At 68.6% G+C, this 22,615-nt stretch carries 30 protein-coding genes; 29 read left to right on the top strand and 1 reads right to left on the bottom strand.

Features of this window, described 5'->3' with window-relative positions; all coding sequences use genetic code 11:
- Window positions 1–10: 10 nt before the first annotated feature.
- Window positions 11–2,158 (top strand): elongation factor G, encoded by a 2,148-nt coding sequence (gene fusA / locus BRM3_RS00760; RefSeq protein ID WP_263594213.1) that lies wholly within the window; start codon window positions 11–13, stop codon window positions 2,156–2,158.
- 130 nt (window positions 2,159–2,288) lie between these two features.
- Window positions 2,289–3,476: an elongation factor Tu gene (gene tuf, locus BRM3_RS00755; RefSeq protein WP_263594212.1), complete on the top strand. Its 1,188-nt coding sequence runs from the start codon at window positions 2,289–2,291 to the stop codon at window positions 3,474–3,476.
- Between the two features lie 145 nt (window positions 3,477–3,621).
- On the opposite strand, the gene BRM3_RS00750 is transcribed toward tuf, so the two are convergent.
- The gene (locus tag BRM3_RS00750) at window positions 3,622–4,386 is read right to left on the bottom strand and encodes a general stress protein (RefSeq protein ID WP_263594211.1); all 765 of its coding nucleotides are present in this window, start codon (window positions 4,384–4,386) and stop codon (window positions 3,622–3,624) included.
- Between the two features lie 238 nt (window positions 4,387–4,624).
- On the opposite strand from BRM3_RS00750, the gene ngcE reads away from it, so the two are divergent.
- From ngcE to BRM3_RS00615, 27 genes are all read left to right on the top strand, one after another.
- The gene (ngcE, locus tag BRM3_RS00745; protein ID WP_263594210.1) at window positions 4,625–6,088 is read left to right on the top strand and encodes an N-acetylglucosamine/diacetylchitobiose ABC transporter substrate-binding protein; all 1,464 of its coding nucleotides are present in this window, start codon (window positions 4,625–4,627) and stop codon (window positions 6,086–6,088) included.
- Window positions 6,088–7,053 carry a carbohydrate ABC transporter permease gene (locus tag BRM3_RS00740; protein WP_263594209.1) on the top strand — a complete coding sequence of 322 codons (966 nt, stop codon included), beginning with the start codon at window positions 6,088–6,090 and terminating at the stop codon, window positions 7,051–7,053. The genes ngcE and BRM3_RS00740 overlap by 1 nt, the downstream gene beginning before the upstream one ends.
- The gene (locus BRM3_RS00735) at window positions 7,050–7,940 is read left to right on the top strand and encodes a carbohydrate ABC transporter permease (RefSeq protein ID WP_263594208.1); all 891 of its coding nucleotides are present in this window, start codon (window positions 7,050–7,052) and stop codon (window positions 7,938–7,940) included. The genes BRM3_RS00740 and BRM3_RS00735 overlap by 4 nt, the downstream gene beginning before the upstream one ends.
- Window positions 7,941–8,364: 424 nt before the next feature.
- Window positions 8,365–8,673, top strand: coding sequence for a 30S ribosomal protein S10 (rpsJ, locus tag BRM3_RS00730; protein ID WP_006946210.1), 309 nt, complete (start codon window positions 8,365–8,367; stop codon window positions 8,671–8,673).
- 11 nt (window positions 8,674–8,684) lie between these two features.
- Window positions 8,685–9,365: a 50S ribosomal protein L3 gene (gene rplC / locus BRM3_RS00725; RefSeq protein WP_263594207.1), complete on the top strand. Its 681-nt coding sequence runs from the start codon at window positions 8,685–8,687 to the stop codon at window positions 9,363–9,365.
- Between the two features lie 5 nt (window positions 9,366–9,370).
- Window positions 9,371–10,072 carry a 50S ribosomal protein L4 gene (gene rplD / locus BRM3_RS00720; RefSeq protein ID WP_263594206.1) on the top strand — a complete coding sequence of 234 codons (702 nt, stop codon included), beginning with the start codon at window positions 9,371–9,373 and terminating at the stop codon, window positions 10,070–10,072.
- Entirely contained in the window at window positions 10,069–10,371 is a 303-nt protein-coding gene (rplW, locus tag BRM3_RS00715) for a 50S ribosomal protein L23 (RefSeq protein ID WP_263594205.1), read from the top strand. Before rplD ends, rplW begins: the two co-directional genes overlap by 4 nt.
- Window positions 10,372–10,419: 48 nt before the next feature.
- A complete protein-coding gene (gene rplB, locus BRM3_RS00710) occupies window positions 10,420–11,256 on the top strand; it encodes a 50S ribosomal protein L2 (RefSeq protein ID WP_263594204.1) in 837 nt (278 codons plus the stop codon).
- A gap of 24 nt (window positions 11,257–11,280) precedes the next feature.
- Window positions 11,281–11,562, top strand: a complete 282-nt coding sequence (gene rpsS / locus BRM3_RS00705) for a 30S ribosomal protein S19 (protein ID WP_263594203.1) — start codon at window positions 11,281–11,283, stop codon at window positions 11,560–11,562.
- A gap of 52 nt (window positions 11,563–11,614) precedes the next feature.
- Entirely contained in the window at window positions 11,615–11,968 is a 354-nt protein-coding gene (rplV, locus tag BRM3_RS00700) for a 50S ribosomal protein L22 (protein ID WP_263594202.1), read from the top strand.
- 11 nt (window positions 11,969–11,979) lie between these two features.
- The gene (gene rpsC, locus BRM3_RS00695) at window positions 11,980–12,804 is read left to right on the top strand and encodes a 30S ribosomal protein S3 (protein WP_263594201.1); all 825 of its coding nucleotides are present in this window, start codon (window positions 11,980–11,982) and stop codon (window positions 12,802–12,804) included.
- Window positions 12,805–12,806: 2 nt separating this feature from the next.
- Window positions 12,807–13,226 carry a 50S ribosomal protein L16 gene (gene rplP, locus BRM3_RS00690; protein ID WP_263594200.1) on the top strand — a complete coding sequence of 140 codons (420 nt, stop codon included), beginning with the start codon at window positions 12,807–12,809 and terminating at the stop codon, window positions 13,224–13,226.
- Entirely contained in the window at window positions 13,226–13,459 is a 234-nt protein-coding gene (gene rpmC, locus BRM3_RS00685) for a 50S ribosomal protein L29 (RefSeq protein WP_263594199.1), read from the top strand. The genes rplP and rpmC overlap by 1 nt, the downstream gene beginning before the upstream one ends.
- Window positions 13,460–13,484: 25 nt before the next feature.
- Window positions 13,485–13,799 carry a 30S ribosomal protein S17 gene (rpsQ, locus tag BRM3_RS00680; RefSeq protein ID WP_263594198.1) on the top strand — a complete coding sequence of 105 codons (315 nt, stop codon included), beginning with the start codon at window positions 13,485–13,487 and terminating at the stop codon, window positions 13,797–13,799.
- Between the two features lie 403 nt (window positions 13,800–14,202).
- Window positions 14,203–15,831: an MFS transporter gene (locus BRM3_RS00675; RefSeq protein WP_263594197.1), complete on the top strand. Its 1,629-nt coding sequence runs from the start codon at window positions 14,203–14,205 to the stop codon at window positions 15,829–15,831.
- A 387-nt stretch (window positions 15,832–16,218) separates the two neighbouring features.
- The gene (rplN, locus tag BRM3_RS00670; RefSeq protein WP_263594196.1) at window positions 16,219–16,587 is read left to right on the top strand and encodes a 50S ribosomal protein L14; all 369 of its coding nucleotides are present in this window, start codon (window positions 16,219–16,221) and stop codon (window positions 16,585–16,587) included.
- Between the two features lies 1 nt (window position 16,588).
- Window positions 16,589–16,975 (top strand): 50S ribosomal protein L24, encoded by a 387-nt coding sequence (gene rplX / locus BRM3_RS00665; protein WP_263594195.1) that lies wholly within the window; start codon window positions 16,589–16,591, stop codon window positions 16,973–16,975.
- Complete coding sequence (gene rplE, locus BRM3_RS00660) at window positions 16,975–17,544, top strand: 50S ribosomal protein L5 (protein WP_318152422.1); 570 nt, start codon at window positions 16,975–16,977, stop codon at window positions 17,542–17,544. The genes rplX and rplE overlap by 1 nt, the downstream gene beginning before the upstream one ends.
- A 1-nt stretch (window position 17,545) precedes the next feature.
- Entirely contained in the window at window positions 17,546–17,731 is a 186-nt protein-coding gene (locus BRM3_RS00655; protein WP_263594194.1) for a type Z 30S ribosomal protein S14, read from the top strand.
- Between the two features lie 63 nt (window positions 17,732–17,794).
- Window positions 17,795–18,193: a 30S ribosomal protein S8 gene (rpsH, locus tag BRM3_RS00650; protein ID WP_263594193.1), complete on the top strand. Its 399-nt coding sequence runs from the start codon at window positions 17,795–17,797 to the stop codon at window positions 18,191–18,193.
- Between the two features lie 19 nt (window positions 18,194–18,212).
- On the top strand, window positions 18,213–18,755 hold the full coding sequence (rplF, locus tag BRM3_RS00645) for a 50S ribosomal protein L6 (protein ID WP_263594192.1): 543 nt from the start codon (window positions 18,213–18,215) through the stop codon (window positions 18,753–18,755).
- 2 nt (window positions 18,756–18,757) lie between these two features.
- Window positions 18,758–19,144: a 50S ribosomal protein L18 gene (rplR, locus tag BRM3_RS00640; protein ID WP_263594191.1), complete on the top strand. Its 387-nt coding sequence runs from the start codon at window positions 18,758–18,760 to the stop codon at window positions 19,142–19,144.
- A gap of 33 nt (window positions 19,145–19,177) precedes the next feature.
- The gene (gene rpsE / locus BRM3_RS00635) at window positions 19,178–19,861 is read left to right on the top strand and encodes a 30S ribosomal protein S5 (protein WP_263594190.1); all 684 of its coding nucleotides are present in this window, start codon (window positions 19,178–19,180) and stop codon (window positions 19,859–19,861) included.
- Window positions 19,858–20,040, top strand: coding sequence for a 50S ribosomal protein L30 (rpmD, locus tag BRM3_RS00630; protein WP_318152421.1), 183 nt, complete (start codon window positions 19,858–19,860; stop codon window positions 20,038–20,040). The genes rpsE and rpmD overlap by 4 nt, the downstream gene beginning before the upstream one ends.
- A gap of 3 nt (window positions 20,041–20,043) precedes the next feature.
- Entirely contained in the window at window positions 20,044–20,511 is a 468-nt protein-coding gene (rplO, locus tag BRM3_RS00625) for a 50S ribosomal protein L15 (RefSeq protein WP_263594189.1), read from the top strand.
- A gap of 179 nt (window positions 20,512–20,690) precedes the next feature.
- Window positions 20,691–21,998, top strand: a complete 1,308-nt coding sequence (secY, locus tag BRM3_RS00620; protein ID WP_263594188.1) for a preprotein translocase subunit SecY — start codon at window positions 20,691–20,693, stop codon at window positions 21,996–21,998.
- The gene (locus BRM3_RS00615; RefSeq protein ID WP_263594187.1) at window positions 21,995–22,585 is read left to right on the top strand and encodes an adenylate kinase; all 591 of its coding nucleotides are present in this window, start codon (window positions 21,995–21,997) and stop codon (window positions 22,583–22,585) included. The genes secY and BRM3_RS00615 overlap by 4 nt, the downstream gene beginning before the upstream one ends.
- The last annotated feature ends 30 nt before the right edge of the window (window positions 22,586–22,615 follow it).

Raw genomic sequence — 22,615 nt, 5'->3', positions numbered from 1 at the left:
GCAGCAGCCCGTGGCACTCGCAGTGCTCAGCGACCTCACGAAGGTCCGCAACATCGGCATCATGGCCCACATCGATGCCGGCAAGACCACCACGACCGAGCGCATCCTGTACTACACCGGTGTCAACTACAAGATGGGCGAGACCCACGACGGCGCCGGCACGATGGACTGGATGGAGCAGGAGAAGGAGCGCGGCATCACCATCACGTCCGCCGCGACGACCTGCTACTGGCACGACAACCAGATCAACATCATCGACACCCCCGGTCACGTCGACTTCACCGTCGAGGTGGAGCGCTCGCTGCGCGTCCTCGACGGCGCCGTCGCCGTGTTCGACGGCAAGGAGGGCGTGGAGCCCCAGTCGGAGACCGTGTGGCGTCAGGCGGACAAGTACGACGTCCCCCGCATCTGCTTCGTCAACAAGATGGACAAGCTGGGCGCGGACTTCTTCTTCACCGTCCGCACGATCATCGAGCGCCTCGGCGCCAAGCCCCTCGTCATGCAGGTCCCGATCGGCGCGGAGAACGAGTTCCGCGGCGTCGTCGACCTCGTCGAGATGAAGGCCTACGAGTGGCCGGAGGTGTTCCCCGAGGACGCCCCGCTGCTCGGCAAGAAGAAGGGCGACGCGGCGCTCGGCCAGTACCAGACCGAGATCCCGATCCCCGCCGACCTCCAGGACACGGTCGACGAGTACCGCTCCCAGCTGGTCGAGGACGTCGCCGAGAGCTCGGAGGAGCTCATGGAGGCCTACCTCGAGGAGGGCGACCTCACGGTCGCTCAGCTCAAGCAGGGCATCCGCGAGCTCACCGTCACCTCGCAGGCCTACCCGGTCTTCGCGGGCTCGGCGTTCAAGAACAAGGGCGTGCAGCCCATGCTCGACGCCGTGATCGACTACCTCCCGTCCCCGCTCGACGTGCCGCCGATGGTCGGCCACGACGTCAAGGACGAGGAGAAGGAGATCATCCGCAAGCCCTCGACCGAGGAGCCCTTCTCGGCTCTCGCGTTCAAGGTCGCCACGCACCCGTTCTTCGGCACCCTGACCTACGTGCGCGTCTACTCCGGCCACGTGAAGTCCGGCGACCAGGTGCTCAACTCGACCACCGGCCGCAAGGAGCGCATCGGCAAGCTGTTCCAGATGCACTCCAACCAGGAGAACCCCGTGGACGAGGCCTTCGCCGGCCACATCTACGCGTTCATCGGCCTCAAGGACACCAACACCGGTGACACCCTGAGCGACCTGGCCAACCCGGTCATGCTCGAGTCGATGAGCTTCCCCGAGCCCGTGATCTCCGTGGCCATCGAGCCCAAGACCAAGGGCGACCAGGAGAAGCTGTCGGTCGCCATCCAGAAGCTCGCCAAGGAGGATCCCACCTTCCAGGTCGAGCTCGACGAGGAGACCGGTCAGACCGTCATCAAGGGCATGGGCGAGCTGCACCTCGACATCCTCGTGGACCGCATGCGCCGCGAGTTCAAGGTCGAGGCCAACATCGGCAAGCCGCAGGTGGCCTACCGCGAGACGATCCGTCGCACCGTGGACAAGTTCGACTTCACCCACAAGAAGCAGACGGGCGGCTCCGGCCAGTTCGCCAAGGTCCAGCTCCGCTACGAGCCCCTCGAGGGTGCCGAGGAGGGCGTGTTCTACGAGTTCGACAACGCCGTCACCGGCGGTCGCGTGCCGCGCGAGTACATCCCGAGCGTGGACGCGGGCATCCAGGACGCCCTGCAGTCGGGCGTGCTGGCCGGCTACCCCGTCGTCAACGTCAAGGCGACGCTGCTCGACGGTGCCTACCACGACGTCGACTCCTCGGAGATGGCGTTCAAGATCGCCGGGTCCATGGCCACCAAGGAGGCCCTGCGCAAGGCGAACCCCGTGCTGCTCGAGCCCCTCATGGATGTCGAGGTGCGCACCCCCGAGGAGTACATGGGAGATGTCATCGGCGACCTCAACTCGCGTCGCGGGCAGGTCCAGTCGATGGAGGACGCGAGCGGCGTGAAGATCGTCCGCGCTCTCGTCCCGCTGTCGGAGATGTTCGGGTACGTCGGCGACCTGCGGTCCAAGACCCAGGGCCGTGCGATGTACACGATGCAGTTCCACAGCTACGCGGAGGTCCCGAAGAACATTTCGGACGAGATCGTCGCGAAGACCCGGGGCGAGTGAGAGCCGGGGGAGGGCAGGTAGTATCGATCAGCCTGACCTCCCCCGGTTCCCAGCGGGGGCGTCCGAGCGGCGCCCCCCGGATCCCGAACCTGAAGTACCCAGAGATAAGAAGTCCTAGGAGGACACCACCATGGCCAAGGCCAAGTTCGAGCGGACCAAGCCGCACGTCAACATCGGCACCATCGGTCACGTCGACCACGGCAAGACCACGCTCACCGCTGCCATCTCGAAGGTCCTGTACGACAAGTACCCGGACCTGAACGAGAAGCGGGACTTCGATCAGATCGATAACGCGCCCGAGGAGAAGCAGCGCGGTATCACGATCAACATCTCCCACATCGAGTACCAGACCGAGAAGCGCCACTACGCGCACGTCGACGCCCCTGGTCACGCCGACTACATCAAGAACATGATCACCGGTGCGGCCCAGATGGACGGCGCGATCCTCGTGGTCGCGGCGACCGACGGCCCGATGGCCCAGACCCGCGAGCACGTCCTGCTCGCCCGCCAGGTGGGCGTCCCCTACCTGCTGGTCGCGCTGAACAAGTCCGACATGGTCGACGACGAGGAGATCCTCGAGCTCGTCGAGATGGAGGTCCGCGAGCTGCTGGCCAGCCAGGAGTTCGACGAGGACGCCCCCGTCGTCCGCGTCTCCGCTCTCAAGGCGCTCGAGGGCGACCCGCAGTGGGTCAAGTCGGTCGAGGACCTCATGGAGGCCGTCGACGAGTCCATCCCGGACCCGGTCCGCGACATGGACAAGCCCTTCCTGATGCCGATCGAGGACGTCTTCACGATCACCGGTCGTGGCACCGTCGTCACCGGCAAGGTCGAGCGCGGCAAGCTGCCGATCAACGCCGAGGTCGAGATCGTCGGCATCCGCCCGGCGCAGAAGACCACGGTCACCGGCATCGAGATGTTCCACAAGCAGATGGACGAGGCGTGGGCCGGCGAGAACTGCGGCCTGCTGCTCCGCGGCACCAAGCGCGATGACGTCGAGCGCGGCCAGGTCGTCGTGAAGCCGGGTTCGATCACCCCGCACACCAACTTCGAGGCGCAGGTCTACATCCTGTCCAAGGACGAGGGCGGCCGTCACAACCCGTTCTACTCGAACTACCGTCCGCAGTTCTACTTCCGCACCACGGACGTCACCGGCGTCATCACGCTGCCCGAGGGCACCGAGATGGTCATGCCCGGCGACTCCACCGAGATGTCGGTCGAGCTCATCCAGCCGATCGCCATGGAGGAGGGCCTCGGCTTCGCCATCCGCGAGGGTGGCCGCACCGTCGGCTCCGGCCGCGTCACCAAGATCACCAAGTGATCGCGCGGGCGTGATGCCCGCCTGAGGTGACCGGTCCCCTCCGCGGAGGGAACACGGCGAGGGCCCCGGACCACTGGTCCGGGGCCCTTCTGCATGCCCGGCGCCCCCGCGGCGCGGCCGCCGGCCGTGCCGACGGGCCCGCCCGTCAGCGCTCGCGCGGCTCGTCCTCGCCGGCGGGCCGGCCGTACACGGGACGATCGCGGGGATCGGGCGCGACCTGCCCGTAGCCGCCGTCGGAGCCCGCGGGCGCCTCGGGAGCGGGGGAGGAGCCGTAGCCGCCGGGTGCAGGCGAGGCGACCGGCTCGGCCGCGGGCTGCCCGTAGCGGCCGTCGCCCTGGGGCGCCGCCGGCTGCCCGTAGCCGCCGTGGTCGGGAACCGGCGCCGGTGCCGGGGTGCCCGCGTAGCCGCCGCCGGCGAACGCGGCCGGTCCGGTGCCCGCCGCCCCGAGGATCTCGCGGGCCCGATCGGCGTGGCTGTGCTCGACGAGGAGCTCGTACTGCATCGGGATCGTGGCCGTCATCGACGTGAAGTCGCGCCGCCCGCCGCTCATGGCGTACGAGATGGCCGACCAGATCGTGAAGAACACGATGCCCATCAGCATCGACATGACCACCGTGGTGAGCACCTGCGCGGTGAACAGGGAGAACAGGATCCCCACGAACAGGCCCATCCAGAGCCCGCTCAGCACGCCGCCCCCGATCACACGACCCCACGTGCGACGCCCGGTCACGCGCTCGATGAGCTTGAGGTCGGTGCCGACGATCATCGTGTTCTCGACCGGGAACTCGTGGTCGGCGAGGGTGTCGACGACCGCCTGGACCTCGGCGTAGGTGCCGTAGGCGCCGAGAGACCGGGGGAACTTCAGACGGAACAGCTGGTTGTCGAGCGGGGAGTTCTGCGGAGACGTCATGGCCGAAGACTAGACCAGGCAGGTGCGCGCTCCCCGGGTGCCCGCCCCGCATGGTCGCACGCCCCCGTTACCCATTCGTGACCGGTGGCATCGTCCAAGTGGCGGGCACCGCGCGCGTCCCGCCGTAGGCTGTGATCCAGCCGATGTCGGCGGGCGTCCACCCGCCGGGGATCCCCGGATCCCGGCTCCCGCGGCCCTCGCGCCCGCGGGCCGCGCGCAATGATGAGAGAAGGCCTTCATGGACGACCCCAGCGTGCCCCTGACCCCCGCCGACCGTCTGGGCGCCTCGCGCCGCCGCTTCCTCGCCCTCGCGGGGGCAGGCGCCTCGGGGACCGCGCTGGCCGCGTGCGCCACGGGCGGCGGCTCCAGTTCCGGTTCCGACGGCTCCGATGCAGGCGGCGGCGATGTCGCCGACGGCGGCGCGGAGAAGACCAAGGACAACCCCTTCGGCGTGAAGCCCGACGCCGCCGTCGACGTCGTCATCTTCAACGGCGGCTACGGCGACCAGTACGCCAAGGACGCCGGGGAGGGCTACAAGAAGCTGCACCCCGACGCGGACGTCCAGGTCTCCTCGACCGTCAACATCCAGCCCGAGCTGCAGCCGCGCTTCATCGGCGGCACCCCGCCGGACCTGTTCGACAACTCGGGTGCTCAGAACATGAACCAGAGCGCCCTGATCAGCGAGAAGAAGCTCGCCCAGATCGAGGCGCTGCTGAGCGCGGAGTCGATCGACGGGGGCACCGTGGAGGACTCGCTCCTGCCCGGCGCGACCGCTCCCGGCACCTACTCGGGCAAGCTCTACGCGCTCAACTACGTCTACACGGTCTTCGCCCTGTGGTATTCCGCCAAGGAGTTCGAGGAGCGCGGCTGGAGCGCGCCCACCACGTGGGACGAGCTGATGGCGCTCGGAGAGACCGCCAAGGGTGCCGGCCAGGCGCTGTTCGCGTGGGGCGGCCAGAACGCCGCCGACTACTTCCAGGAGCTCGCGCTGTCGATCGCCATCAAGCAGGGCGGCGTCGAGGTCCAGAAGAACCTCGACAAGCTCGACGCCAAGGCCTTCGAGCAGCAGAGCATCGTCGACGCCTACAATGCGATGCAGGACGCGATCACGGCCGGGTACTTCCTCCCGGGCGGCGCCGGCATCAAGCACACCGAGGCGCAGACGCAGTGGGTCACCGGCAAGGCCGTCATGTACCCGTCCGGCTCGTGGATCGAGAACGAGCAGCGGGGCGTGACCCCCGAGGACTACCGGATGACCGGCAGCCCAGTGCCGCTCCTGTCCTCCGACGCCAAGCTGCCCTTCGAGGCCATCCACGGCACGGCGGGCGAGCCCTTCTTCGTGCCCGCCCAGGCCAAGAACGGCGCGGGCGGCCTCGAGTTCCTGCGGGTCATGCTGTCCAAGGAGCAGTGCGAGAACTTCGCGAAGATCACGTCCTCGCCGACCATCGTCAAGGACACGATCCCCGACGACGCGTTCGGCTCGACCGCCCTCGCCTCGGTCAACTCGATGATCGCGGCCGCGGGCGACAACGTCTTCCACTTCAACTTCAACGACTGGTACGGCATGGGCCCGGACCTCAAGCCGCTGTGGACCGAGTTCATCAACGGCGACAAGAACGCCGACCAGGTCCGCGAGGAGAGCCAGAAGCTGATCGACGCGATCCGCGAGGACGACAGCATCGAGAAGTTCGACGTCCAGTGATGGCCGCCCTCCCCACGGCGGCGCCCCCGGCCGCCCCGCGCCGCCGGGGGCGTCGCACGCGGCTGACCCCCGAGCGCATCGCCTTCTTCGCGGTGTGCCTGGGGCTGCCGCTGCTCATCTACATCGTCTTCGTGGTCTCGCCCTTCCTGCAGGCCTTCTACTACTCGCTCACCGACTGGCGCGGCCTGTCGGCCGAGACCCACGTGGTCGGGCTGGACAACTACATCCAGATCTTCGAGGACCCGCACTACCGCAAGGCCCTCCTGCACAATCTCGTGCTCATGATCGTGCTGCCCACGATCACGATCGCGCTCGCCTTCGCGCTCGCGATCCTGGTGACCGTCGGCGGGGACAGCCGCGGGGAGATCCGCGGCATCCGCGGCGCGAGCATCTATCGCGTCATCAGCTTCTTCCCGTACGCGATCCCCGCCGTGGTCGTCGGCATCCTGTTCGCCTTCATCTACTCGCCCAACGGCGGTCTGCTCAACGGCCTGCTCGGCCTGGTCGGGCTCGACCGCGGGATCGGCTGGCTCGGTGACCCGCGCTTCGCCCTGGCCGCGATCGTCGCCGCGGTGGTGTGGTCCCTCGTGGGCTTCTACATGGTGCTGTTCGTGGCCGCCATCAAGGCGGTGCCCGCCGAGATCGTCGAGGCCGCGCGCCTCGACGGCTGCGGCCGGCTGCGCCTGGCCGCTCAGGTGATCCTGCCGATGGTGCGGGAGAACGTCTCCACGGCCGTCGTCTACATGGGGATCATGGCGCTGGACATGTTCGTGTACGTGAGCGTGATGACCCCGCTCGGCGGCACCGGCCAGAGCACCGAGGTCGTGTCCCGCTACCTCTACGAGACCGCGTTCAGCCGCTCCGAGTTCGGCCTCGCCTCCGCGATGGGCGTCGTGCTGGCCCTGGTCACGATGCTGATGGCCGTGATCGTCCTGTTCGCCACCCGATCCAAGGACGACGCATGAGCACCTCCTCGACCGCCCCCGTCGCCGCCGGCGCACCGCGCCGGCATCGCCCCCGCAGCGCGGGGGACCGGACCTTCTCGGTCGTCGCCCACACGGTCCTCACCATCTGGGCGCTCATGGTCGTGCTCCCGCTGGTGTGGACGGTCATCAGTTCGTTCAAGACCTCCCAGGAGATCCTCGCGACGCCGTTCGCGCTGCCCAAGGTCTGGCACGTCGACAACTTCGTGCGGGCGTGGAACACGGCAGGCATCGGCCGGTACTTCGTCAACACCCTGATCGTGGTGGGCGGCGCGCTCGTGCTCGTCATGCTCCTGGGCGCGATGTGCTCGTACGTGCTCGCGCGCTTCACCTTCCCGGGCCGGCGCCTCGTCTACTACGGCCTCATCGCCGGGCTCACGTTCCCGCTGTTCCTCGCCGTCGTGCCGCTGTTCTTCGTGATCCAGAACCTGGGGCTGTCCAACAGCTATCTGGGGCTGATCCTCACGTACGTGGGCTTCGCCCTCCCGTTCACGGTGTTCTTCCTCTACGCGTTCTTCCGGCAGCTGCCCGAGGAGATCGCCGAGGCCGCCGCGATCGACGGGGCGGGGGACTTCCGCACCTTCTTCCAGATCATGGTGCCGATGGCGCTGCCGGGGCTCACCTCGGTCACGATCTTCAACTTCCTGGGCCTGTGGAACCAGTTCCTGCTGCCCGTCGTGCTCAACACCGACGAGTCCAAGTCGGTGCTCGCCCAGGGCCTGAACAAGATGCAGGCGCAGCAGGGCTACCAGACGGACTGGTCGGGCATGTTCGCCTCGGTGACCATCACGATCCTGCCGGTGCTGATCGTGTACGTGATCTTCCAGCGCCAGCTGCAGGGCGGCATGGGCCCGAGCACCGACAAGTGACGTCGCAGGGGAGCGGGTCGACAGGACGCCGCGTCGCTCCCTCCGCGGCGGACACGGCCCCGTGTGACCGGCTCCACCGCCGGGCCCGCTTGGCAGGGCGGGGCCCGACCTGGCAGACTGTTCGAGTTGTCTGCGCGGGCCGCCATGCCCGGTTCCGTTCTCCGCACAGGGTCACACGTCCTGCGGCGGCGAATGATCACCGGATGTGGTCCGTCCCGAGGATGCGAACAGCGTGCACACGCCGTTGAACGCGCATCGTTCGAGGGAAGCCGAGAGATCGGGCGCAGACGTGCTGGTCACGGCCGGAGGCGATCCGGCGGGGCGCTCTTGCGCTCCGGAGGAATGCCGACACGCCCGTCCTCGGGGGCCGGAGTGACCAGCAGTCATGTCAGCACGTGTGTAGAAGAGAGAGTCGAACAAGGCTATGGCGGGACAGAAAATCCGCATCCGGCTGAAGTCGTATGACCACGAGGTCATCGACAGCTCGGCGCGCAAGATCGTCGACACCGTCACCCGTGCGGGTGCGACGGTCGTGGGCCCGGTGCCGCTTCCGACCGAGAAGAACGTGTTCTGCGTGATCCGTTCGCCCCACAAGTACAAGGACTCCCGCGAGCACTTCGAGATGCGCACGCACAAGCGACTGATCGACATCGTCGATCCCACGCCCAAGGCCGTGGACTCGCTCATGCGTCTCGACCTGCCGGCGGACGTCAACATCGAGATCAAGCTCTGAGGTAACCGGACATGAGCAACGAACTGACAGGGCAGCGTGCGCGCGCCCTCACCGGCGTGCTCGGCACCAAGCTCGGCATGACCCAGGTCTGGGACGAGAACGGAAAGCTCGTCCCGGTCACGGTCGTCCAGGCCGGTCCGTGCGTCGTCACGCAGGTCCGCTCCGTCGAGACCGACGGCTACGACGCCGTGCAGATCGCCTACGGGCAGATCGACCCCCGCAAGGTGTCCAAGCCGCTCAAGGGCCACTTCGACAAGGCCGGCGTGACCCCGCGCCGTCACCTGGTCGAGCTGCGCACCGCCGCTGCCGGCGACTACTCCGTCGGCCAGGAGATCGACGCGAGCGTCTTCGGCGCCGGCCAGAAGGTCGACGTCGTCGGCACCACCAAGGGCAAGGGCACCGCGGGCGTCATGAAGCGCCACGGGTTCGCCGGTGTGAGCGCCTCCCACGGCGCGCACCGCAACCACCGCAAGCCCGGCTCGATCGGTGGCGCCTCCACCCCCGGACGCGTGTTCAAGGGCCTGCGCATGGCCGGCCGCATGGGCAACGAGCGCGCCAGCGTCCAGAATCTGACCGTCCACGCGGTCGACGCCGAGAAGGGCCTCGTGCTCGTCAAGGGCGCCGTTCCCGGCCCCAAGGGCGGGATCGTGCTGATCCGCTCGGCCGCCAAGAGCCCCGTGAAGGAGGCCTGAGTCCGATGGCAGCGAACCTGACCGTCGACGTGCTCGACACCACCGGTGCGAAGTCCGGCACGGCCGAGCTCCCCGCGTCGATCTTCGACGTCCAGACCAACGTGCCCCTCATCCACCAGGTCGTCACCGCCCAGCTGGCCGCTGCCCGTCAGGGCACCCACAAGGCGAAGACCCGTGGCGAGGTGGCCGGCGGCGGCAAGAAGCCGTACAAGCAGAAGGGCACCGGCCGCGCCCGTCAGGGCTCGATCCGCGCTCCCCAGTTCGCCGGCGGCGGCGTCGTGCACGGGCCGGTCCCGCGCGACTACAGCCAGCGCACCCCGAAGAAGATGAAGGCCGCCGCCCTGCGCGGTGCCCTCTCGGATCGCGCCCGCAACGGCCGCATCCACGTCGTGAGCGCCCTGCTCGAGGGGGAGGCCCCCTCGACCAAGGCCGCGCTGAAGACCCTGTCGGCCGCCTCGGTCCGCAACCACGTGCTCGTGGTGCTCCGTCGCGACGACGAGCTCGGCGCGCTCAGCTCGCGGAACCTGCCGAACGCGCACGTCCTGTACGCCGATCAGCTGAACACCTACGACGTCATGCTCTCCGACGACATCGTGTTCACCTCCGGCGCGCTCGAGGACTTCATCGCCTCGGCCACCCTGTCCGTGCCCACGTCGTCCTTCGCCCAGGCGAAGAGCGCTGCGGCCGCTGAGGAGGAGTCCAAGTGACCACGCTGAACAAGGACCCGCGCGACATCCTGCTGGCCCCCGTCGTCTCCGAGAAGAGCTACGGCCTGATGGACGAGGGCAAGTACACGTTCCTCGTGGACGCGCGCGCCAACAAGACCGAGATCAAGGTGGCCGTCGAGAAGGTCTTCGACGTCAAGGTCGCCTCGGTCAACACGATCAACCGGCAGGGCAAGGCGCGTCGCACGCGCTTCGGGATGGGCAAGCGCAAGGACACCAAGCGCGCCATCATCACCCTCGTCGACGGAACCATCGACATCTTCGGAGGCTCGGTCGCCTGAGGCGCCCGGGATCGAAGAGCCGTCTAGAGAGTCTGAGGAAAACCCACCATGGGAATTCGCAAGCACAAGCCGACCACGCCGGGCCGTCGCGGCTCGAGCGTCGCCGACTTCGTCGAGATCACTCGCAGCGAGCCGGAGAAGTCGCTGGTCCGCCCCCTGTCGAAGTCGGGCGGCCGCAACAACAACGGCCGTGTCACGTCCCGCCACCGCGGCGGCGGCCACAAGCGCGCCTACCGTCTGATCGACTTCCGTCGTCATGACAAGGACGGCCTGCGGGCCAAGGTCGCGCACATCGAGTACGACCCCAACCGCACCGCGCGCATCGCGCTGCTGCACTACGAGGACGGCGAGAAGCGCTACATCCTCGCGCCGGCGAAGCTTCGCCAGGGCGACTGGATCGAGAACGGCCCGACCGCGGACATCAAGCCCGGCAACAACCTGCCGCTGCGCAACATCCCGCTGGGCACGGTCATCCACGCCATCGAGCTGCGTCCCGGTGGCGGCGCCAAGATCGCCCGCTCGGCCGGCGCCTCGGTGCAGCTGGTCGCCAAGGAGGGCCGCTTCGCGCAGCTGCGCATGCCCTCCGGCGAGATCCGCAACGTCGATCTGCGCTGCCGCGCCACGATCGGCGAGGTCGGCAACGCCGAGCAGTCGAACATCAACTGGGGCAAGGCCGGGCGCATGCGCTGGAAGGGCAAGCGTCCGCACGTCCGCGGCGTCGTCATGAACCCCGTCGACCACCCGCACGGCGGTGGCGAGGGCCGTACCTCCGGCGGCCGTCACCCGGTCTCGCCGTGGGGCAAGCCCGAGGGTCGCACGCGTCGCCCCAACAAGGAAAGCGACAAGCTCATCGTGCGCCGTCGTCGCACCGGCAAGAAGCGCTGATAGGGAACCGAGGGAAGAACAGATATGCCTCGCAGTATCGCCAAGGGCCCGTTCGTCGACGACCACCTGCAGAAGAAGGTGGACGTCGCCAACGAGAAGGGCACCAAGAACGTCATCAAGACCTGGTCGCGTCGTTCGGTCATCACCCCGGACTTCCTCGGCCACACCTTCGCAGTGCACGACGGCCGCAAGCACGTCACGGTGTTCGTCACCGAGTCGATGGTCGGCCACAAGCTCGGCGAGTTCGCTCCCACGCGGACTTTCAAGGGCCACGAGAAGGACGACAAGAAGGGGCGTCGTCGCTGACCGCGGTCGGACGATGACAGCCCTCTCGAATCGAAGAGAAAGCAGGACAGCAATGGAAGCCAAGGCGCAGGTGCGGTATCTCCGCATGTCGCCCATGAAGGCCCGGCGCGTCGTGGACCTGATTCGTGGCAAGAGCACGGGCGAGGCGCTGGACACCCTGCGGTTCGCACCGCAGGCCGCCAGCGAGCCCGTCCTCAAGCTCGTGGAATCCGCGATCGCCAACGCCCGTGTCAAGGCGGATCAGGCGGGGGAGCGCTTCGATGAGCGCGAGCTCGTCGTCTCCGCCGCGTTCGTCGACGAGGGCCCGACCATGAAGCGGTTCCAGCCGCGTGCTCAGGGTCGTGCCTTCCAGATCAAGAAGCGCACCAGCCACGTCACCGTGGTGGTCGCTCCCGCGAAGAAGTAAGGAGACCCGCAGTGGGCCAGAAGGTCAATCCGAACGGGTTCCGCCTCGGGATCACCACGGAGCACACCAGCCGGTGGTTCGCCGACTCCACCAAGGAGGGGCAGCGTTACCGCGACTACGTGAAGGAAGACGTCGCGATCCGCAAGCTCATGTCCGAGGGGCTCGAGCGTGCCGGCATCTCCAAGGTCGAGATCGAGCGCACCCGTGATCGTGTCCGCGTCGATCTCCACACCGCCCGCCCGGGCATCGTCATCGGGCGCCGTGGTGCGGAGGCCGAGCGTCTGCGCGGTGAGCTCGAGAAGCTCACCGGCAAGCAGATCCAGCTGAACATCCTCGAGGTCAAGAACCCCGAGGCCGATGCGCAGCTGGTCGCCCAGAACATCGCCGAGCAGCTCGCGAGCCGCGTGTCGTTCCGACGCGCGATGCGCAAGGGCATGCAGTCCGCGCAGCGCGCCGGTGCCAAGGGCATCCGCGTGGCGGTCTCCGGCCGTCTGGGCGGCGCCGAGATGAGCCGCAGCGAGTTCTACCGCGAGGGTCGCGTGCCGCTGCACACCCTTCGCGCGAACATCGACTACGGCTTCTACGAGGCGCGCACCGCCTTCGGCCGCATCGGCGTGAAGGTGTGGATCTACAACGGCGACGTCACCGCCAAGGAGCTCGCGGCCCAGGCCGCGGCGCAGGCCCCCCGCTCCGGGCGCGGCCCGCGTGCCGAGCGCCCGCGCGGTCGTCGCAACGAGCGCAACGCCGCCGCTCGCCGGGAGGAGCAGGGCAGCGCCCCGCAGGCTCCCGCCGAGCAGCCGGCGTCGGCGCCCGCCGAGACCGGAACGGAGGCCTGAGCATGCTGATCCCGCGCAGGACCAAGCACCGCAAGCAGCACCACCCGACCCGTCGTGGCATGGCCAAGGGCGGCACCGAGCTGGCGTTCGGCGAGTACGGCATCCAGGCTCTCGAGCCGGCGTACGTCACCAACCGTCAGATCGAGGCGGCTCGTATCGCCATGACGCGCTACATGAAGCGTGGCGGCAAGGTGTACATCAACATCTTCCCGGACCGTCCGCTGACCAAGAAGCCCGCCGAGGTCCGCATGGGCTCCGGCAAGGGTGCGGTCGAGTGGTGGATCGCCAACATCAAGCCCGGCCGCGTCATGTTCGAGATCGCCGGCGTCCCCGAGGATGTGGCTCGTGAGGCTCTGCGCCTCGCGATCCACAAGCTCCCCATGAAGTGCCGGATTCTGAGCCGAGAGGGTGGTGACATCTGATGGCAGCGACCAAGCTCACCGCTGAGGAGCTCGACAAGCTGGACGACGTCAAGCTGGCCGACGAGCTGTCCAAGGCCAAGGACGAGCTGTTCAAGCTCCGCTTCCAGTCCGCCACCGGTCAGCTCGAGAGCCATGGCCGACTGCGGTCGGTCAAGAAGGACATCGCACGGATCTACACGATCCTGCGCGAGCGCGAGCTGGGGATCCGTCAGGCCCCCAGCTCGGCCGAGTGACTGCGAAGCGAGGAACTGAGACGTCATGAACGACAACACTGCTGAGGTCGAGAACCTCGACAAGGAGGGCGCCCCGGCGTCCTCCCACGAGCGCCCCTACCGCAAGGTGCTGCGCGGCTACGTGACCAGCGACAAGATGGACAAGACCATCGTCGTCGAGGTCGAGGAGCGCGTGAAGCACTCGCTGTACGGCAAGGTCATGAAGAAGACCAACAAGTTCAAGGCCCATGACGAGGAGAACGTCGCCGGTGTCGGCGACCGCGTCCTCATCATGGAGACCCGCCCGCTGTCGGCGTCCAAGCGCTGGCGTCTGGTGGAGGTCATCGAGAAGGCCAAGTGACCTGACGGTCGCGCACAAGACGGGCCGGTCATCCCTCACGGGATGGCCGGCCCGTTCCGCTCTCTCCGCCCTCAGCGCCCACCCGGCAGCCAGCTCCGGCGCCGGTCTGCCGGAGGGCCATGACACCGCCCTGCCAGGCCGCCGTGGCGGCCCGATCGGGCCCTCCGCCAGGTGTTCGCTGTGGGCATAATGCGGGTGGTCAGCGCGCATCTGCCGAGGTCATGGGCGCGCACCTGATCTGACAAGCGTCCCGAATGGTGGTTGGGTATATCGCCGTGCTCAGCCCCGCGGGGCGGCGGCCGCCGTCTCCCGAGGGGCGCGGCCTCTGCTCCGGGTACGGGGCGCGAGGAAGGAAGCGCTGCTCCGGCGGCCCCTCGTGCACTCCGCCGATCGAAGGCCCTGGATGAACTCCCCGACCCCGTCGCATCCCCTCTGCCCGTCCGCCGACCCGCGCCCGACGCCCGCCCCGGGCGGCCCCGAGGACGGCCCCGGCTCTGGCGGTCGCCGCTCCCGCCGCCGCGCCCGCACCCCCGATCCCCGCCTCGCCGTCGACGACGTCCACGTCGTCGACCGGCCGCGCATGCGCACCGCGATCGGCGGGACCGTGGTCGGCAACATCATGGAGTGGTTCGACTTCGGCGTCTACGGGTACATGGCGATCATGCTCGCCGACCTGTTCTTTCAGACCGGCAACGAGCAGCTCGACCTCATCCTGGCCCTGCTCGGCTTCGCGGTGAGCTTCATCGTGCGCCCCTTCGGCGGCCTCGTGCTCGGCCCGCTCGGGGACCGGATCGGCCGCCAGAAGGTCCTGTTCTTCACGATGGCGATGATGGCGAGCGCCACCGCCCTCATCGGCCTGCTGCCCACGCAGTCCCAGATCGGCATCTGGGCGGCCTTCGGCCTGTACGCGCTCAAGCTCATCCAGGGTTTCTCGACCGGCGGCGAGTACGCGGGGGCGACCACCTACGTCGCCGAGTTCGCGCCGGACCGCAAGCGCGGCCTGTTCGCCTCGTTCCTCGACGTCGGCTCCTACCTCGGCTTCGCCCTCGGCGCCGGCGCGGTCGCCGTGACCCACCTGATCACCTCCCAGGTGTGGGGGCCCGACGCGATGGAGAACTGGGGCTGGCGCATCCCGTTCCTGCTCGCGATCCCGCTCGGCGCGGTCGCGATCTGGTTCCGCGCGCACATCCCGGAGACGCCCGCCTTCGAGGCCACCGACCAGACCCGCGAGGACGGGACCGCCGCCGTCGCGGACCCGGCAGGCGTGCACAGCCGCAAGAACGTCGTCGGCATCATCCGTCACCACTGGCGCGAGCTGCTGATCGGCATCGCGCTCGTCGCCGCGACCAACACCGCCGGCTACGCGCTCACGAGCTACATGCCGACCTACCTCGGCGACCAGTTCGGCTATGACGAGATGACGAGCGCGGCCGCGACCATCCCGGCCCTGCTCGTGCTGTGCGCGATGATCCCCGTGGTCGGCTGGGCCTCCGACCGGGTGGGCCGCCGCCGGGTCTACGGCGCCGCCGCGATCGCGGGCGTCGTGCTGACCGTCCCGGCCTTCTGGCTCATGCACGCCGACTCGTTCCTGCTGATCCAGCTCGCCATGTTCCTGATGGCCGTCCCGGTCGCCCTCTTCGCGGGGCCGTCGGCGGGCTCCCTGCCCGCCCTGTTCCCGACCGCCGCGCGCTACGGCGCGATGGGCCTGTGCTACAACGTGTCCGTGTCCCTGTTCGGCGGCACCACCCCGCTCATCTCGCAGGAGCTCATCCACCTCACCGGCAACAGCTACATGCCCGCGCTGTGGATCATGCTGTTCGCGCTGCTCTCCGGGCTCGCCGTGCTCGGCCTGGGCATGCGCGAGAGCGCGAACCGGCCCCTGATCGGCTCGTTCCCCTCGGTCGAGAGCGAGGAGGAGGCGCGCGAGCTCGTCGCGACCCAGGACGCCAACCCCCTCATCAACACCGCGGAGATGCCGATCGTCGCGGAGGCCGAGGCCGTGCTCGAGCAGGAGGAGATGGCCCGGGCCTGACGCCGGCGCCGCGGCGCCGGCGTCGTCACGCACGACCCGGGACCGCACGAGATCATCGTGCCCAAGCACACACCGTGCGCGGTGCCCCGCTCTTCCGGGGCGCCGCGCACTCGCGTATGCTGGACGGGTTGCGATCTCGCGACGCCGCCGGTTCGTCCGGCGTCGACGCGGATCTGCGGACGGCAGCGTCCATCCCCCGACGGAGACCTCGCACCGCATGAGCACAGGCCCCGGCCCGTGCGTCCTGTGTGCCCGAGTCCGCCGGAGGGTTTTTTGATGCCCGCCGCCGTCCCGGCGAGGAGCGATCCCCGCGCAACGGTCCACCATCCGTTCCGTCAGGCTCGGCCCGCACGCGGGTGAGAACCGACGAGACGACAGGAGTACTGAGTGATTCAGCAGGAGTCGCGACTGAAGGTCGCCGACAACACGGGTGCCAAGGAGATCCTCTGCATCCGCGTTCTCGGTGGCTCCGGTCGTCGTTACGCAAGCATCGGCGACACCATCGTGGCGACCGTCAAGGACGCCATTCCCGGTGGCAACGTCAAGAAGGGCGACGTCGTCAAGGCGGTCGTCGTGCGCACCACCAAGGAGCGTCGTCGTCAGGACGGTTCCTACATCCGCTTCGACGAGAACGCGGCGGTGATCCTGAAGGGTGACGGCGAGCCGCGCGGTACGCGCATCTTCGGCCCCGTCGGTCGCGAACTGCGCGACAAGCGCTTCATGAAGATCATCTCGCTGGCACCGGAGGTGCTGTGACATGGCAAAGATGAAGATCAAGAAGGGTGACCTGGTCCAGGTCATCACGGGTCGCACGAGCGACTCCGACAAGGCCGGCAAGCGTGACCTCGCCGCCGGCGACAAGGGCAAGCAGGGCCGCGTGCTCGAGGTCTTCCCCGAGACCCAGAAGGTGCTCGTCGAGGGCATCAACCGCCGCACCCACCACCTCAAGGCCAGCCCGGCGGGCGGCAGCGGCGGCATCGAGCAGCGCGAGGCGCCTATCCACGTCTCCAACGTCGCCCTCGTCGACCCCGAGGACAACAAGCCGACCAAGGTCGGCTTCCGCGTCGAGACCGTCGAGCTCGAGGGTGGCCGCTCCAAGCAGGTGCGCGTGCGGTACGCCAAGCGCTCCGGGAAGGACATCTGATGACCGAGACCACCGCGACCCGCGAGCTGCCGCGCCTGAAGAAGCGCTACCGCGAGGAGATCAAGGGCGCCCTGACCGACCAGTTCGGCTACACCAACGTCATGCTCGTCCCGGGCCTGACCAAGATCGTGGTCAACATGGGCGTCGGCGACGCCGCTCGTGACTCCAAGGTCATCGACGGCGCCATCCGCGACCTCGCCGCCATCACCGGCCAGAAGCCGCAGGTGACCCAGGCCCGCAAGTCCATCGCACAGTTCAAGCTGCGCGAGGGCATGCCGATCGGCGCCCACGTGACCCTGCGCAACGACCGCATGTGGGAGTTCCTGGACCGTCTGCTGTCCACCGCGCTGCCCCGCATCCGTGACTTCCGCGGCCTCTCGCCCCGGCAGTTCGACGGCAACGGCAACTACACCTTCGGTCTCACGGAGCAGGTCATGTTCCACGAGATCGACCAGGACAAGATCGACCGGACCCGCGGCATGGACATCACGGTCGTCACCACCGCCACCACCGACGACGAGGGACGCGCGCTGCTCAAGCTGCTCGGCTTCCCCTTCAAGGAGAACTGACATGGCAAAGACCGCCCTGATCAAGAAGCAGGAGAGCGCGCCGAAGTTCGGCGTGCGCGCCTACACCCGGTGCCAGCGCTGCGGCCGTCCGCATTCCGTGTACCGCAAGTTCGGGCTGTGCCGCGTGTGCCTGCGCGAGATGGCTCACCGCGGTGAGCTGCCCGGCGTCACCAAGAGCAGCTGGTAAGGACTATCGCCACAGGTCCTGCGGCTGGCCGCAGGAAACCACGGTGAGGAAGAAGCAAACGACATGACCATGACCGACCCGATCGCGGACATGCTGACCCGGATCAGGAACGCCTCCGGGGCGTACCACGAGACCGTGTCCATGCCGTACTCGAAGTTGAAGGCCCGCATCGCGGACATCCTGAAGGCCGAGGGGTACATCCTCGGCTGGCATGAGGAGGAGGCCGAGGTCGGCAAGAACCTCGTGCTCGAGCTCAAGTACGGCACCAGCCGTGAGCGCGCCATCTCCGGCATCCGCAGGATCTCCAAGCCCGGCCTGCGTGTGTACGCGAAGTCCACCAACCTGCCCAAGGTGCTCGGCGGCCTGGGCGTGGCGATCCTGTCCACGTCCTCCGGCCTCCTGACCGACAAGCAGGCAGCCAAGAAGGGTGTGGGTGGGGAAGTCCTCGCCTACATCTGGTGAGCTGAAGAGGAGAGGCGAAATGTCCCGCATCGGACGCCTGCCGGTCGCAGTGCCGGCCTCTGTCCAGAACGTCAACATCGACGGCCAGACCATCACGGTCTCCGGCCCCAAGGGCGAGCTGCAGCACATCGTGCCGTCGCCCCTGACCGTCGCGCGAGCGGAGGACGGCGCCATCGTCGTCGCCCGCCCGGACGACGAGCGCGAGTCCAAGGCCCTGCACGGCCTCACGCGCACCCTGATCAGCAACATGGTCCACGGCGTCACCGAGGGCTTCACCAAGAAGCTCGAGATCGTCGGCACCGGCTACCGCGTCACCGCCAAGGGGACCGACCTCGAGTTCGCGCTCGGGTTCTCCCACCCGGTGGTCGTCAAGGCGCCCCAGGGCATCACCTTCGCGGTCGAGACCCCGACCAAGTTCTCGGTCAGCGGCATCGACAAGCAGCAGGTCGGCGAGGTCTCGGCGAACATCCGCAAGATCCGCAAGCCCGAGCCCTACAAGGGCAAGGGCGTGCGGTACGCCGACGAGGTCGTCCTGCGCAAGGCCGGAAAGGCTGGTAAGTGAGCATGGGTTACGCAAGCAAGCACTCCGTCGGCGGCCGCGGCACCCGGCTGCGCGCACGCGGCCGTCGCCACCTGCGCGTCCGTCGCCGCGTGGTCGGCACCGCGCAGCGCCCCCGCCTCGTGGTCACCCGTTCGCAGCGTCACGTCTTCGTCCAGGTCGTCGACGACACCCGGGGTGTCACCCTGGCGTCGGCCTCGACCATGGAGAAGGACCTGCGCGCCTCGGGCGACACCAAGTCGGACAAGGCCCGCACCGTCGGGACCCTGGTCGCCGAGCGCGCCCGGGCCGCCGGCGTCGACGCGGTCGTCTTCGACCGCGGCGGCAACAAGTACCACGGCCGTGTGGCCGCCGTCGCCGACGGCGCCCGCGAGGCCGGGCTAACGCTGTGATCGCCCCCCGGACGAGTGAGAAGAGGATCTGATATGGCTGCACAGCAGCGGAACAACGGTCCCGCGACCTCCGGTCGGCGGGACGACAACACCAGCAACGATCGCGGTCAGGGCCGCGGCGACCGCCAGGGCGGGCGCCGGGGCGATCGCGGCGGCCGCAACCAGGACGCCGACAAGTCGGCCTTCCTCGAGCGCGTCGTCTCGATCAACCGCGTGTCCAAGGTCGTCAAGGGCGGCCGTCGGTTCTCCTTCACGGCCCTCGTGGTCGTGGGTGACGGCGACGGCACCGTGGGCGTCGGCTACGGCAAGGCCAAGGAGGTCCCTGCGGCGATCTCCAAGGGTGTCGAGGAGGCGAAGAAGAACTTCTTCCGCGTCCCGCGCATCCAAGGCACCGTGGTCCACCCCGTCCAGGGCGAGGCGGCGGCGGGCGTCGTCCTGCTGCGTCCGGCCGCTCCGGGCACCGGCGTGATCGCCGGCGGCCCCGTGCGTGCGGTGCTCGAGTGCGCCGGCGTGCACGACGTGCTGTCCAAGTCGCTCGGCTCGACCAACGCGATCAACATCGTGCGGGCCACCATCGCGGCGCTCAAGCAGCTCGAGGAGCCGGAGGCCGTCGCGGCCCGTCGTGGGCTCCCCGTCGAGGACGTCGTGCCCGCGCAGCTCCTGCGTGCGCAGGCCGAGGGTCGCGCCGCTGCCCGCGCCGAGAAGGTGGGTGCGTGATGCAGCTGAAGGTGACCCAGGTCCGTTCCGACATCGGCGGCACCCAGCCCCAGCGCGCCACCCTGCGCGGCCTCGGCCTCAAGCGCATCGGTGACGTGGTGGTGAAGGAGGACCGCCCCGAGATCCGCGGCATGATCCGCGCCGTCGCCCACCTGGTGACGGTCGAAGAGGTGGACTGATCCATGACTGAGAACAACAACACCGAGAGCTCGCCCCTCAAGCTCCACGACCTGCGCCCCGCGCCCGGTGCCAAGACCGCGCGCACCCGCGTCGGCCGTGGTGAGGGCTCCAAGGGCAAGACCGCCGGTCGCGGCACCAAGGGCACGAAGGCCCGCTACCAGGTGCCTGCCGGCTTCGAGGGCGGCCAGATGCCGCTGCACATGCGGCTCCCGAAGCTCCGCGGGTTCACCAACCCGTTCCGCGTCGAGTACCAGGTCGTGAACCTGTCGGCGCTCCAGGAGCTGTTCCCCGAGGGCGGCGACGTGACCGTCGCGGACCTCGTGGACAAGGGCGCGGTGCGCAAGAACCAGCCGGTCAAGGTGCTCGGCACCGGCGACGTGAGCGTCAAGCTCAACGTCACGGCGAACAAGTTCTCCGCCTCGGCGGAGCAGAAGATCACGGCGGCGGGCGGGACCGTCACGACCGCGTGATCCTCTTTTGACGGGGCATCGCGGCGCAGAATATTCTGTGCCGCGGTGCCCCGTCGTCGTACGTTCCCGGCATCCGGAGCGGCCGCGCGCCCAATCGGTGCCGCGCGCCCCACATCGTCCCGCGGGACCGTCCGGGCCCTTCCGGCCCGCGGTCCGTCCGCGACCCTGAGGAGGGACACGTGAAGAACGCCTTCATCCGTGCGTTCCGCACCCCCGACCTGCGAGCCAAGATCCTGTTCACCCTGGGTCTGCTCGCGATCTACCGGCTGGGCGTCTTCGTCCCCACCCCGGGATTCGACTACACGAACGTGACCGCGTGCGCGACGGCGGCGCTGAGCGGCGGCGCCGGCGTGCTCGGCATGGTCAACATGTTCTCCGGCGGGGCCCTCCTGCAGCTGTCGGTGTTCTCGCTCGGCGTGATGCCCTACATCACCGCGTCGATCATCATCCAGCTGCTGCGCGTCGTGATCCCCCGCTTCGAGGCCCTCCACAAGGAGGGCCAGTCCGGGACGGCCAAGCTCACGCAGTACACGCGCTACCTGACCATCGGCCTCGCGGTCCTGCAGTCGACCACGATCATCACGCTCGTGCGCTCGGGCCAGTTCTTCCCCAACTGCGACCCGGCGGCCCTGGTCCCCGACCAGTCCATCCTCACGCTCCTGCTGATGGTGCTGACCATGACGGTGGGCACCGTGCTGATCATGTGGATGGGCGAGCTCATCACCGAGCGCGGCGTCGGCAACGGCATGTCGCTGCTCATCTTCACCTCGATCGCCGCGTCCTTCCCCTCGGCCCTCGGCCAGATCTTCCAGCTCCAGGGCTGGATCACCTTCGCGCTCGTGATCCTGGTGGCGCTCGTGGTCATGATCGGCGTCATCTTCGTCGAGCAGTCCCAGCGCCGGGTGCCGGTGCAGTACGCCAAGCGCATGGTGGGGCGTCGCATGTACGGCGGCACCTCCACCTACATCCCCATCAAGGTGAACCAGGCCGGCGTCATCCCGGTCATCTTCGCGACCTCGATCCTCACCGTCCCCCAGCTCATCTCCCAGTTCGGGGACCCCTCCGCCGGGTGGGTGCAGTGGATCAACAACCATCTCGTGCAGGGCCAGAGCTTCTCGTGGTTCTACACGCTGATCTACCTCGCGCTCATCGTCTTCTTCGCCTTCTTCTACACGTCGATCACCTTCAACGCCGAGGAGATCGCCGACAACATGAAGAAGTACGGCGGGTTCATCCCCGGCGTGCGGGCGGGCAAGCCCACCGAGCGCTACCTGCAGTACGTGATCAACCGGATCCAGACCCCGGGCGCCCTCTACCTCGGGATCATCGCGCTGATCCCGATGCTCGCGCTCGTGTTCCTCGGGACCTCGCAGAACTTCCCGCTCGGCGGCGCCTCGATCCTCATCATCATCGGCGTGGGCCTGGACACCGTGAAGCAGATCGACGCCAAGCTGCAGCAGCACCACTACGAAGGGATCCTCCGATGACCGCACCTGACCGCACGCCCGCACGCCGGCTGCTGATCGTCGGGCCCCCCGGGGCCGGCAAGGGCACGCAGGCCGCGCGCATCGCCGAGGCGCTCTCGATCCCCGCCATCTCGACCGGCGACATCTTCCGCGCCAACGTGAGCCGGAAGACCGAGCTGGGCGTGCTCGCCACCTCCTACATGGACAAGGGCGAGTACGTGCCCGACGAGGTCACCAACGACATGGTCGCCGACCGCCTCTCGCAGGCCGACGCGGCCGACGGCTTCCTGCTCGACGGCTACCCCCGGACCCTCGCCCAGGTCGACGCCCTCGACGCCATGCTCACCGCGGCCGGCACCGCGCTCGACGCCGTGATCCTGCTCCAGGTCGACCTCGACGAGGTCGTCGCTCGCCTCGTCCAGCGCGGCAAGGAGCAGGGGCGCGCCGACGACGCCGAGGACACCATCCGGCGGCGGATCGACGTCTACGCCGAGCAGACCGCGCCCCTCGTGGACGTCTACGAGCAGCGCGGGCTGATCCGCCGGGTCGACGGCATGGCCTCGATCGACGAGGTCAACGCCGCGATCATGGAGGCCCTGGCCCGGTGAGCCCGCGTCTGCGCCGCGAGCGGGTCGAGC

It is taken from the genome of Brachybacterium huguangmaarense, from assembly GCF_025725725.1.
In the GTDB taxonomy this organism is placed as follows: domain Bacteria; phylum Actinomycetota; class Actinomycetes; order Actinomycetales; family Dermabacteraceae; genus Brachybacterium; species Brachybacterium huguangmaarense.
The sequence above is the reverse complement of the archived record's forward strand: the minus strand, read 5'-3'. Positions and strand labels throughout refer to the sequence as shown.

What these genes read in the sequence shown, in the direction of transcription:
- BRM3_RS00615 (WP_263594187.1), top strand. Translation starts at nt 21,995, where the DNA reads ATGACCGCACCTGACCGCACGCCCGCACGCCGGCTGCTGATCGTCGGG.
- BRM3_RS00740 (WP_263594209.1), top strand. Translation starts at nt 6,088, where the DNA reads ATGGCCGCCCTCCCCACGGCGGCGCCCCCGGCCGCCCCGCGCCGCCGG.
- rpsE (WP_263594190.1), top strand. Translation starts at nt 19,178, where the DNA reads ATGGCTGCACAGCAGCGGAACAACGGTCCCGCGACCTCCGGTCGGCGG.
- rplE (WP_318152422.1), top strand. Translation starts at nt 16,975, where the DNA reads ATGACCGAGACCACCGCGACCCGCGAGCTGCCGCGCCTGAAGAAGCGC.
- rplV (WP_263594202.1), top strand. Translation starts at nt 11,615, where the DNA reads ATGGAAGCCAAGGCGCAGGTGCGGTATCTCCGCATGTCGCCCATGAAG.
- rpsJ (WP_006946210.1), top strand. Translation starts at nt 8,365, where the DNA reads ATGGCGGGACAGAAAATCCGCATCCGGCTGAAGTCGTATGACCACGAG.
- rpsQ (WP_263594198.1), top strand. Translation starts at nt 13,485, where the DNA reads ATGAACGACAACACTGCTGAGGTCGAGAACCTCGACAAGGAGGGCGCC.
- BRM3_RS00750 (WP_263594211.1), bottom strand. Translation starts at nt 4,386, where the DNA reads ATGACGTCTCCGCAGAACTCCCCGCTCGACAACCAGCTGTTCCGTCTG.
- rplD (WP_263594206.1), top strand. Translation starts at nt 9,371, where the DNA reads ATGGCAGCGAACCTGACCGTCGACGTGCTCGACACCACCGGTGCGAAG.
- BRM3_RS00735 (WP_263594208.1), top strand. Translation starts at nt 7,050, where the DNA reads ATGAGCACCTCCTCGACCGCCCCCGTCGCCGCCGGCGCACCGCGCCGG.
- rpsS (WP_263594203.1), top strand. Translation starts at nt 11,281, where the DNA reads ATGCCTCGCAGTATCGCCAAGGGCCCGTTCGTCGACGACCACCTGCAG.
- rplX (WP_263594195.1), top strand. Translation starts at nt 16,589, where the DNA reads ATGGCAAAGATGAAGATCAAGAAGGGTGACCTGGTCCAGGTCATCACG.
- BRM3_RS00655 (WP_263594194.1), top strand. Translation starts at nt 17,546, where the DNA reads ATGGCAAAGACCGCCCTGATCAAGAAGCAGGAGAGCGCGCCGAAGTTC.
- rpsH (WP_263594193.1), top strand. Translation starts at nt 17,795, where the DNA reads ATGACCATGACCGACCCGATCGCGGACATGCTGACCCGGATCAGGAAC.
- ngcE (WP_263594210.1), top strand. Translation starts at nt 4,625, where the DNA reads ATGGACGACCCCAGCGTGCCCCTGACCCCCGCCGACCGTCTGGGCGCC.
- rplB (WP_263594204.1), top strand. Translation starts at nt 10,420, where the DNA reads ATGGGAATTCGCAAGCACAAGCCGACCACGCCGGGCCGTCGCGGCTCG.
- rplC (WP_263594207.1), top strand. Translation starts at nt 8,685, where the DNA reads ATGAGCAACGAACTGACAGGGCAGCGTGCGCGCGCCCTCACCGGCGTG.
- BRM3_RS00675 (WP_263594197.1), top strand. Translation starts at nt 14,203, where the DNA reads ATGAACTCCCCGACCCCGTCGCATCCCCTCTGCCCGTCCGCCGACCCG.
- rplF (WP_263594192.1), top strand. Translation starts at nt 18,213, where the DNA reads ATGTCCCGCATCGGACGCCTGCCGGTCGCAGTGCCGGCCTCTGTCCAG.
- rpmC (WP_263594199.1), top strand. Translation starts at nt 13,226, where the DNA reads ATGGCAGCGACCAAGCTCACCGCTGAGGAGCTCGACAAGCTGGACGAC.
- rplR (WP_263594191.1), top strand. Translation starts at nt 18,758, where the DNA reads ATGGGTTACGCAAGCAAGCACTCCGTCGGCGGCCGCGGCACCCGGCTG.
- tuf (WP_263594212.1), top strand. Translation starts at nt 2,289, where the DNA reads ATGGCCAAGGCCAAGTTCGAGCGGACCAAGCCGCACGTCAACATCGGC.
- rplO (WP_263594189.1), top strand. Translation starts at nt 20,044, where the DNA reads ATGACTGAGAACAACAACACCGAGAGCTCGCCCCTCAAGCTCCACGAC.
- rplP (WP_263594200.1), top strand. Translation starts at nt 12,807, where the DNA reads ATGCTGATCCCGCGCAGGACCAAGCACCGCAAGCAGCACCACCCGACC.